This is a genomic window from Clostridium sp. CAG:265 (assembly GCF_000436575.1).
GTDB classification, from domain to species: domain Bacteria; phylum Bacillota; class Clostridia; order Clostridiales; family Clostridiaceae; genus Clostridium; species Clostridium lentum.
On record NZ_FR886592.1, the window covers coordinates 19,564 to 30,090 of the forward strand.

The window sequence follows — 10,527 nt, forward strand, 5'->3', positions numbered from 1 at the left end:
TAATCAGCAGCCAAGTCTAGGAATAGCTAAATGTACTAGAAAGGTTCAGAGACTAGAGAAGTGAGTAGCTAAGCAATAATCTTCTCCACGAGTGCCCAACATACCAAATAAAATATGATAAGTATGGAAAATATATTTATATATAATAGAAGGAGAGATTCAATGTATAAATATATTTGTGAGAAATGTAATTGCGAATTTGAGACTAAGAAGAAGAACCAATTATATTGTTCTAAGAGTTGTGCTAATAGTGTTAATGCATCAAAAAGAAAGATACTTGATAAAAGTATTTTTTCAAATGGAATAAATGAAGAAACTGCGTATATTTTAGGATTAATATTTTCAGATGGGTGTTTGAGTTATGATATACATTCAAAAAGATATAGAATAACAATATCTATGAATGATTATGATATATTAGAATATTTACGAAGTACCTACACACCTTTAAAGAAACTATATGTATATAAGAATAAAAAAGGAAAAAGTGAGACATATACATTTATAACCACTGATGAATACGACATTAAATTTTTAAGAAGTGTTGGAGTGGGAGAAAGAAAAAGCAAATATATAAGACTTCCTAAAATTAATGATAGATATATGAGAGATATGATAAGAGGTATATTTGATGGAGATGGAAGTGTGTATATAAATAAAACTAAAGGAATTTATAAATCGGAAATAAAAGTATATGAATATGTAAATGCTTCATTCACAACAGGTTCTAAAAAGTTTGCAGAAGATTTACTAAATATACTTTCAGAGAATTATATTAATGCTCATATAGTAAAAGATTCAAGAAAGAAGAAAGAGTGTTGGTACGTAAAGATATATTCTAAATTAGATATAGAGAAGTTTTATAGATATTTATACCTAGATACATATATTTATCTAGGTAGAAAACGAAGTTTATTTGGTATGATGATATAGTCCAAACTGAGATAGAAAAGACTATCTGATGAAAATGAGGGAAACCTCCAGAGCACGGAATAAAGAGTCCGTGGTTAATAATAATTTGTTCTTAAATCCAGAAAGAGTTAGTATGCCAGATTAAAAGACTAGTTTATATGAATTATTTATATAATAATTCAAAAATATATTTAGATAGGAAATATGATAAATATAATATTTTAAAAAATATGAAATAAGCTAGTTTATAGTCGTGCATGTTAGAAATAGCATGCTTAAAGAGCCTCGAATTGCTGGAAAGTCCTTAGAGCCTTTTAAACCAAAGCAGAAGGATGAAATAAGCTTAAATGTAATGGTGGTTTAACCATAAAAATTAAAAGGATTGGATAACCAGCAGCCAAGTCTTGAAGAGAGAAAGGTCCAACGACTAGTGCAAAGGCACGTAGCATTTATTTTAGTTATATTTGCGAAGTGGGGCATCCCAAACCGTAAAGGGCGGTGGGAGAAGATATAGTCTATACCCACTGAAAAATCAGTGTTAAAGTATCTTGAAAAAGAGGGTAGTAATAGATAGATTCGGATTTTTGTTACGAAAGAAGACAAGAAGTAATTGATTATGTTGTTGATAAATATGGTGTTAACAATGTATCACAAATAATTACTTTTGGTACTATGGCAGCAAGAATTTGTATAAGAGATGTAGGTAGAGCTATGAATTATTCTTATGCAGAGGTTGATAGAGTTGCCAAGATGATTCCTACAATGCTAGGGATAACCATAGAAAAGGCTTTAGATATGAATCCAGAACTTAAGGCAGCATATGATACTGATGATAGGGTGAAAACTCTTATTGATGTAAGTAAGACGTTAGAAGGCTTACCGAGACATTCATCTACTCATGCGGCAGGTGTTGTTATTGCATCAAAGCCATTGGTGGAATATGTACCATTACAAAAAAATGAAGATAACATAGTAGCTCAATTTGATATGACAACATTGGAAGAATTAGGGTTACTTAAGATGGATTTCCTTGGTCTTAGAACATTAACAGTTATGAGTGATGCTGTTAAAATGATTAAAGCAAACCGAGAAATAGAAATAGATTTAGACAAGATAAACTTTGAAGATAAAGAAGTTTATAAGATGATTGGTGAAGGAAAAACAGCAGGGGTATTCCAATTAGAATCACCAGGTATGACTTCATTCATGAAGGAACTTAAGCCAGACTGTTTAGAAGATATCATAGCTGGTATTTCTTTATATAGACCAGGTCCTATGGCTGAAATTCCAAGATATATTGAAGGTAAGAGAAATAAAGACAGTGTACATTATGAAACGCCTGAATTGGAAGATATTTTAGACGTAACGTATGGTGTAATGGTGTATCAAGAGCAAGTAATGGAAATAGTTAGAAAGCTTGGAGGGTATTCTTTAGGAAGAAGTGATATGGTTAGAAGAGCTATGTCTAAGAAAAAACATAGTGTCATGGAACAAGAACGTAAAAATTTTATTTATGGAATTGTAGATGAGGAAGGAAATGTTGAAGTTCCAGGTTGTTTAAGAAATGGGATAAGTGAAAAAGCGGCAAATGATATCTTTGATTCAATGATGGATTTTGCTTCATATGCTTTTAATAAAAGTCATGCAGCAGCTTATGCAGTAGTTGGTTATCAAACTGCATATTTAATGCATTATTATCCTGTTGAAACAATTGCAGCTATGTTAAATTCCATGATGGGAAGTTCAGAAAAGGTTGCACATTACATTAACTTTGCTGAAAGCCAAGGAATTCAAGTTCTTCCACCAAACATAAACGAAAGTTATTCCAAGTTTACAGTACAAGATGACAAGATAAGATTTGGGCTAGCAGCCATAAAAAATGTAGGTATGAATGTGGTTGATAGTATAGTTGAAGCAAGAGATTCAAAAGGAAAATTTGAATCAATTACAGACTTTATCAATAAAATAGATTTATCAGCCATCAATAAAAGAGCTGTAGAAAGCTTAATTAAAGCTGGAGCATTAGATGATTTTAAAATATTTAGATCAAAGCTTTTAGCTGTACATGAAAAGTTGATGGATAGTATGGCAAGTGAAAGAAAGAGAAATATAGATGGTCAAATAAGCTTATTTGGATTAACGGAAGATGAAGATTTTAAAGCAACAGAAGTTATGTATCCAAATATAAAAGAGTTTGCTAAAAATAATTTATTAGCAATGGAAAAAGAAATGACAGGTCTATATTTATCAGGACATCCTCTTGATGAATATGCTAAAAGTTTAAAGGTGATGACATCTACAACCATACAAAAGATTTATGATTGTAAAGAAGCACATAATGAAGGTATTGACCATGAAGAATATTCAATACATGATGAAGATAAAGTGGTTGTTGGTGGAATAATTACAGAAGTTACTCAAAAGGTTACGAGAAATAATCAAATAATGGCTTTTATTAAAATTGAAGATTTAAGTGCTACTATAGAAGTTATAGTTTTCCCTAAAACTTTAGATAGAGTAAGAAATTTAATTGCTGCTGATGCCTTTGTTATTATTAAGGGAAGAGTGAGTATGAAAGAAGATGAAGCTGTGAAGATTATCTGTGAAACTATGGAACCTCTAGAAAAAGTAGATTCATCTAAAGTTTATGTGAGAGTTGATAATTTAGATATGGCCAGAGCCACTAAGCCAAAGCTTATGGAAATTTGTAATGAATATGCAGGAAATACACCTTTGTATGTATTTACAGCAAATGATAGAAAAAATTATAGAATGCCAAGAAATATGTGGGTAAATTTATCTAGTGATATATTTTTAGAATTAGAAAAAGTATTTGGTGAAGGTAATGTTAAAATAGTAGAATAAAAATGACCTGGCTTAGTTAAAGTCAGGTTATTTTTTATTTATAAAAAATAACAAAAATTACAAAAGGTTTTTGTAAACAAATACAGTAGAAAATAGTAAAAAATATAAAAAATAATTTTTAAGTAATTATTTTAGTTTTAATTATTTAAAATAACTTTGTTAATTATATTAATAAAGTCTTGTTTTTCAAGGCTTTCAAAATAAAAAAGCAATTTTAAAAACATTATATATTTTAATTTATTATAGGACACAATATAAAATGAACATATAAAAATCTACAATATAGTTGCTAAATTTAGTTGCAATGAAAGCACTTTAACAGTAAAATAAAAAATGGTAGGAAAAAGTTTAAAGATTCAGAAATTTTAAAGATTTCAGAGGATGTGGGACATGCAGAGTCCATAGTGGTATCAAGGAGGAATGATTATGATAAAAAAAATAGCTGTTTTAACTAGTGGAGGAGATGCTCCGGGGATGAATGCTGCTATTAGAGCTGTAGTTAGAACTGCATTACATCATAACATTGAGGTAATGGGAGTACACAGAGGTTATAGTGGATTGTTAAATGGAGAAATGTTTCCAATGAATAGATCATCTGTTTCAGATATTATTCAAAGAGGTGGAACAATTTTAAGAACAGCAAGATGTGAAGAATTTAAAAAAGAAGAGGTTAGAAAAGAAGCAGTAAAAATACTTCAAGATAATGGAGTAGATGCACTAGTGGTTATTGGTGGAGATGGTTCATTCACAGGAGCTAAATTATTATCAAAATTAGGTGTTAAAACAATAGGTTTACCAGGAACTATTGATAATGATTTAAGCTACACTGATTATACTATTGGATTTGATACAGCTTTAAACACTGTAACAGATGCTGTTGATAAAATAAGAGATACATCAACTTCTCATGAAAGAGTTTCTATAGTGGAAGTTATGGGAAGAAATTGTGGTGATATAGCTCTTTACGCAGGAATTGCATGTGGAGCAGAATATATAATAACTCCAGAAAAGGGATATGATAAAAAAGAATTATGTGATATTATATTAGATGGCAAGAAAAAGGGAAAAATGCATAATTTAATATTACTTGCTGAAGGTGTTGGAGGAGCTAGTGAACTAGCTAAATTTATCGAAAACGAAACAAAAATAGAAACAAGAGCAACGGTATTAGGCCATGTTCAAAGAGGAGGAAGTCCAAGTGCTTTTGATAGAGTTTTAGCTTCAAGAATGGGTTCAAAAGCTATTGAATTATTATTAGAAGGAAAAACTTCAAGAGTAGTTGGTATAAGAAAGAACGAAATTTATGATGTAGATATTGATGAAGCATTAGCACTAGATAGAACTTTTGATAATAAGTTATTTTCAATATCAGCTGAAATAAATAGTTAGTTATGTTATCTAAAATTATATATATAAATTAAGATACTAAACATAAAGGAGTGTTATTTACATGAGAAAGACTAAAATAATTTGTACAATAGGGCCAGCGAGTGAAAAGAGAGAAATATTATCTCAAATCATAGAAGCAGGAATGAATGTTTCTAGACATAACTTCTCTCATGGTGATCATGCAGAACATGCAGAGAGAATAAACTTAGTAAAAGAATTGGCTAAAGAACATAATAAAGAAATAGCTGTTATGTTAGATACTAAGGGACCAGAAATAAGAACTGGTAAATTTGAGCCTAAAAAAGTTGAGTTACAAGCTGGAGCTAAGTTTACAGTTCACGCAGGTGGAGATGTAATTGGAAATACTGAGGAATGTTCAGTAACTTATGCTGGTTTAGCTAGTGATGTTAAAGTAGGAGATACTATTTTAATAGATGATGGTTTAGTGGGTTTAACTGTTGAATCAATTGAAGGAAACAAAATCCACTGTACAGTTCAAAATACTGGATTTGTTGCAACTCATAAAGGAGTTAACGTTCCAGGAGTTTCAATAAAATTACCAGCTTTAACTGAAAAAGATATAGCTGACTTAAAATTTGGTTGTGAAATTGGAGTTAACGCTGTTGCAGCTTCATTTATAAGAAAAGCTTCAGACGTTGAAACAATAAGACAAATATTAAATGAAAATGGTGGAGAAGACATCAAGATAATTTCTAAGATAGAAAACCAAGAAGGTGTTGACAACATAGATGCTATATTAGAAGCATCAGACGGATTAATGGTAGCAAGAGGGGATTTAGGAGTTGAAATTCCATTTGAAAAATTACCAGCTGTTCAAAAAATGATGATAGAAAAATGTAATGCTGCTGGAAAGCCAGTTGTTACAGCTACTCAAATGTTAGATTCTATGATGAGAAACCCAAGACCAACAAGAGCAGAAGTTTCAGACGTTGCTAATGCTATCTATGATGGTACAGATGCAATCATGTTATCTGGAGAATCAGCTAACGGAGATTGGCCAGTAGAATCAGTTCAAACTATGGCTAGAATAGCTGAAGAAACTGAAAAGAAATTAAGCTATGAAACAGCTGTTTCAAGAGCTAAAAACCATACTCCAGCAGTTTCAGGAGTTATTTCAAGAGCTGCATGTAATGCTGCTAATGAATTAAAAGCTGCTGCAATAGTTACTTCAACTAAGAGTGGAGCTACTGCTAGAAGAATTTCTCAATGCAGACCAGACTGTCCAATAGTTGCAGTTACACCTAACGAAAAAGTAGCTAAGGGATTAGCATTTAGCTTTGGAGTATATTCAATGGTTACACCTACTGCTTCAAACACAGATGAAGTTGTAGCTAATGCTATAGAAGCTGCTAAGAGCAGTGGATTTGTTACTGCTGGTGAAACAGTAGTAGTTGCTGCTGGGTTAGATACAGTAGGTTCAACTAATCTTTTAAAGGTTACAGAAGTTAAATAGTAAAAATAACACTCTATAAAGAGGTACCATAAGGTACTTCTTTTTTTACAGGAAATAAAAAATAATGAAGAATGAATTAAGAAATTTTTTTATAATTAATTTATTACTTATAATTAATAATTAAATAGAGTATACTATTTAATAAAAATGAATAAAATTATGCAACATAAAAGTTAAATGTCTTAAAAAATGAATTAAATATTGCAAAAAAGTATAAAAAACATAAAATTTAACAAAAAGTTAACAAATTAAATCTAATATATAGGTTATAATGAATAGTATGATTAAAAGATGGCAATCGTTTTAAATCATGGCAACTTATTAACCAATTTGCACCGTAAGGTGCTCTTTTTTTTATTTAAAAATAAAATACTGTATAAAGTTTATTAAAAATGAAAATAACTAATAAATATAATGAAATATTTAGGAGGTATTTTTATGACAACTTTAAATTGCTGTTCAACTAATTGTGTCAATAATAAACATGGTACATGCAAAGCTCATGAAATAAATGTGAATGGACAAGATGCCCATTTTGCCAGTGAGACAGAATGTAATGGATTTAATGATAGTAAGTTTAGAAGTGCATTGAATATGTTTGATAATATGAATATATTAAGCCGTTTGCAAGATTATACAGCAAATACACCAATAACATCAGTTCATTGTACTGCCAATAACTGTTTCTACAATAAGTATGGACAATGTAGTGCAGAACATTTAAGTTTTAAAAATAATGATTTAAAAAAGAAGATAAATTGTGATACATTTATAGAAGCATATTAATATAAAAAGCTGATTTCTTTTCATTAAGAAATCAGCTTTTTATATTAAAGATTATTTATAACATTAATGACATAGTATATAATAGATTTTAAAGCGGAAGAAATATATGATTGACAGGTGATAAATTTGGTAGAAAAAAATAAAGAATATATATTAGATGTAGTAGCTCAAGGATATGAGGGAGAAGGAATCGCCAAGATAGATAATACTTTTCCTGTATTCGTTGAAGGAGCATTAGTAGGGGAAAAAGTAAAGGTTAAAATAGTAAAATCAAAGAAAAGTTTTGCTTATGGAAAGCTTATAGAAATTGTGGAGGAATCAAAAGAAAGATGTACTTCTGAGTGTGGAATATATAAGAAGTGTGGTGGTTGTAAGTTACAACATAGTACATATAAAGAACAATTAAAGTTTAAACATGAAAGAGTAAAAGATTGTATCAGTAAGATAGGTAAGTTAGACGAAAGCTTAGTAAAGTTTCCTTTATGCATGGAACAACCTTGGAGATATAGAAATAAGGTTCAATTGCCTATAGGATTAGTTAATGGAAAACTAAAAATAGGGTTCTTTGCTCCAAGAAGTCATGAAATAATTGATATGGAAAGTTGTTTAATACAAGATGAAATTGCTGATAAAGTAGTTGAATTGACTAGAAGCTGGATTATAAAAAATAATATTAAGCCCTATAATATAGATGGACAATATGATGAAAGCGGTATATTAAGACATATTATGATAAGAAGAGGATTTACTACTAATGAAGTTATGGTTGTAATAGTAACTAATGGTAGAGACCTTCCACATAAAGAAGAATTTATCCACTTAATGGTTAATAATATACATGGAATCAAGAGTATTATTCAAAATATAAATTCTAAGCCAACTAATGTAATATTAGGATTAGAATCTAAAACTCTTTGGGGAAGTGATACTATATGTGATTATATAGGAGAGTTTAAGTACAATATATCACCATTATCATTCTTCCAAGTTAATCCTATCCAAACAGAAGTATTATATGCAAAGACTTTAGAATATGCAGATTTAAGTGGAAATGAAACAGTATTTGATGCTTATTGTGGAACAGGAAGTATTACATTATTTTTATCACAGAAAGCAAAAGAAGTTTATGGAGTAGAAATTATTCCACAAGCAATTGAAAATGCAAAGATAAATGCTGTGGAAAACAATGTGGATAATGCACATTTCTATGTAGGTGAATCAGAAGTAGTTATACCTGATTTAATTAGTAAAGGTATTAAAGCTGATGTAGTTGTAGTGGATCCACCAAGAAAAGGCTGTGATAAAAAGTTATTAGATGCAATAACAAATATAGATGCTAAAAGAATAGTATATGTAAGTTGTGATCCAAGTACATTAGCTAGAGATTTAGCTATTTTGGAGGAAAATGGTTATAAAACAGTGGAAATACAGCCAGTAGATATGTTCCCTCATACAGTACACGTCGAGACAGTTGTTTTGATGTCAAAGGTGAACCATAACAAGTAAATATAGTGTAGAAATCAAAGGACTTTCTCAAAGACTATCGTTAAAATATGTATGAAGTCTTACGGAAAGTCCTTTTTCTGTTATACCAACCTTCAATATATTTAAATATAGCTATATTGGCTTCTTCGAAGGTGCGATATGTATTTCTATAGATTTCTTCCTTCTTTATTGAAGAATGGAAAGATTCTATACAAGCATTGTCATAAGGACAACCTTTTTACTAAATGATTGTATAATATTAAACTCTTTACATATTTTCTTAACTAAATATTATTTTAACTTAGTTTGTCTTAATGTGTCCACTACTTTATACTAACACCAGATATAGAGGTTCAGCTTGATAAATACACGAAATATGAAGAGTAGTGTAAATCGGAATTTGAGGAGATGATGAAATGATTAGGAAATACGTTGATGGTGATATAGATGCAGTAATGCAAATATGGTTGAATACGAATATTCAGGCACATAGTTTTATATCTCAAGATTACTGGAAAAGCAACTTTGATATGGTAAAAGAAATGATGCCACTTGCAGAAATATATGTACATGAAGTTGACAATGCAAATCAGATAGATGGATTTATTGGATTAAATAACGACTATATTGAAGGAATCTTTATAAAAGATGTAGCACAGTCAAAGGGAACCGGAAAACAGTTATTGGATCAGGTGAAGAAAATCAAGTCCACTCTAAAATTGAACGTTTATCAAAAAAATGAGCGAGCAATTCAATTTTATCTGCGAGAAGAATTTAGTATCCAATCTGAATGTGTAGATGATAATACGGGAGAAAAGGAATTTACAATGGTATGGAAGCGTTAAATTTCAGTTTATCTGTAGCAATTAAATAATACTCATAAGCATCAATCAGAGATGGTTGGTGCTTTTTCTATGCTCGGAAGATACCGAGCTTTTTTATACAATTTTTTAAGGAGGTATCAGCCAATAGCAAACAGAATCAAAGGTATCACTGTCGAAATTGGCGGTGATACTACCAAGCTGCAGACTGCCCTAAAGGGAGTCAACGGTCAGATTAAAAATCTGACTTATGGACAGTTATTATGGAATTTATTTTTGAATCATATTGATTTTTATTGAATTTAAGTATAAATAAGTAAATTATATCATCTAATTTTTTAATTTTACTTTTACCTACAATGGATATTCCCATATATTTAGTGCATCTAATACAATATTTCCATTTAAGAGTTTCATCTATAAATTTAAATAAATCAATACTTTTAAATCCTCTATCTGCAAGTATAGTAACATCAAACTCATATGATGTTAATATCTTATGTAAAAATTTAAGACCTTCCTTTACATGAATAAAGTCTTTGTTTCCATGTTGTTTATATTTAAACAACTTAAACCAAAGGGGAATAGATCTTTTACCTAACTTAAATGAAAATTGAAGTATTACAAATTTATCATCTATTGTTGTATAATCAAATATTATATAATTATTATCATAAGTCTATATAGAAACTCAAAGAATATTTTTTTAAAATTTAAATTAAAAAAAATATTGACAAAAAAAGTCGAAGATGATATTATAAGTTCATAAGGAATACGCGTCTTTAGCTCAGCAGA

The 10,527-nt window shown here is 29.8% G+C and carries 7 protein-coding genes and 2 pseudogenes; 7 read left to right on the forward strand and 2 right to left on the reverse strand.

The window, feature by feature from the left end:
* Nucleotides 1–162 precede the first annotated feature (162 nt).
* From Q5O29_RS02890 to rlmD, 6 genes and pseudogenes are all read left to right on the forward strand, one after another.
* Nucleotides 163–933: an LAGLIDADG family homing endonuclease gene (locus tag Q5O29_RS02890; protein ID WP_022211508.1), complete on the forward strand. Its 771-nt coding sequence runs from the start codon at nucleotides 163–165 to the stop codon at nucleotides 931–933.
* A 549-nt stretch (nucleotides 934–1,482) separates the two neighbouring features.
* Nucleotides 1,483–3,777 (forward strand): annotated as a pseudogene (dnaE, locus tag Q5O29_RS02895) (DNA polymerase III subunit alpha); the annotation flags it as partial.
* 429 nt (nucleotides 3,778–4,206) lie between these two features.
* Nucleotides 4,207–5,166: a 6-phosphofructokinase gene (gene pfkA, locus Q5O29_RS02900; protein WP_186834507.1), complete on the forward strand. Its 960-nt coding sequence runs from the start codon at nucleotides 4,207–4,209 to the stop codon at nucleotides 5,164–5,166.
* A gap of 61 nt (nucleotides 5,167–5,227) precedes the next feature.
* On the forward strand, nucleotides 5,228–6,640 hold the full coding sequence (pyk, locus tag Q5O29_RS02905; RefSeq protein ID WP_022211511.1) for a pyruvate kinase: 1,413 nt from the start codon (nucleotides 5,228–5,230) through the stop codon (nucleotides 6,638–6,640).
* A gap of 438 nt (nucleotides 6,641–7,078) precedes the next feature.
* Entirely contained in the window at nucleotides 7,079–7,426 is a 348-nt protein-coding gene (locus Q5O29_RS02910; protein ID WP_022211512.1) for a DUF1540 domain-containing protein, read from the forward strand.
* Between the two features lie 126 nt (nucleotides 7,427–7,552).
* Entirely contained in the window at nucleotides 7,553–8,932 is a 1,380-nt protein-coding gene (gene rlmD, locus Q5O29_RS02915; RefSeq protein ID WP_022211513.1) for a 23S rRNA (uracil(1939)-C(5))-methyltransferase RlmD, read from the forward strand.
* 40 nt (nucleotides 8,933–8,972) lie between these two features.
* Here the strand turns inward: rlmD and Q5O29_RS02920 are convergent.
* Nucleotides 8,973–9,149: pseudogene (locus Q5O29_RS02920) on the reverse strand (IS3 family transposase); the annotation flags it as partial.
* Between the two features lie 178 nt (nucleotides 9,150–9,327).
* Here Q5O29_RS02920 and Q5O29_RS02925 point away from each other — a divergent pair.
* Nucleotides 9,328–9,756: a GNAT family N-acetyltransferase gene (locus tag Q5O29_RS02925; protein ID WP_022211514.1), complete on the forward strand. Its 429-nt coding sequence runs from the start codon at nucleotides 9,328–9,330 to the stop codon at nucleotides 9,754–9,756.
* A gap of 211 nt (nucleotides 9,757–9,967) precedes the next feature.
* Here the strand turns inward: Q5O29_RS02925 and Q5O29_RS02930 are convergent, their stop codons facing one another.
* Nucleotides 9,968–10,300 (reverse strand): hypothetical protein, encoded by a 333-nt coding sequence (locus Q5O29_RS02930; protein WP_022211515.1) that lies wholly within the window; start codon nucleotides 10,298–10,300, stop codon nucleotides 9,968–9,970.
* Nucleotides 10,301–10,527: the final 227 nt, after the last annotated feature.

Coding starts and splice junctions, on each gene's coding strand:
- Q5O29_RS02890 (WP_022211508.1), top strand. CDS start 163: ATGTATAAATATATTTGTGAGAAATGTAATTGCGAATTTGAGACTAAG.
- pyk (WP_022211511.1), top strand. CDS start 5,228: ATGAGAAAGACTAAAATAATTTGTACAATAGGGCCAGCGAGTGAAAAG.
- Q5O29_RS02910 (WP_022211512.1), top strand. CDS start 7,079: ATGACAACTTTAAATTGCTGTTCAACTAATTGTGTCAATAATAAACAT.
- Q5O29_RS02925 (WP_022211514.1), top strand. CDS start 9,328: ATGATTAGGAAATACGTTGATGGTGATATAGATGCAGTAATGCAAATA.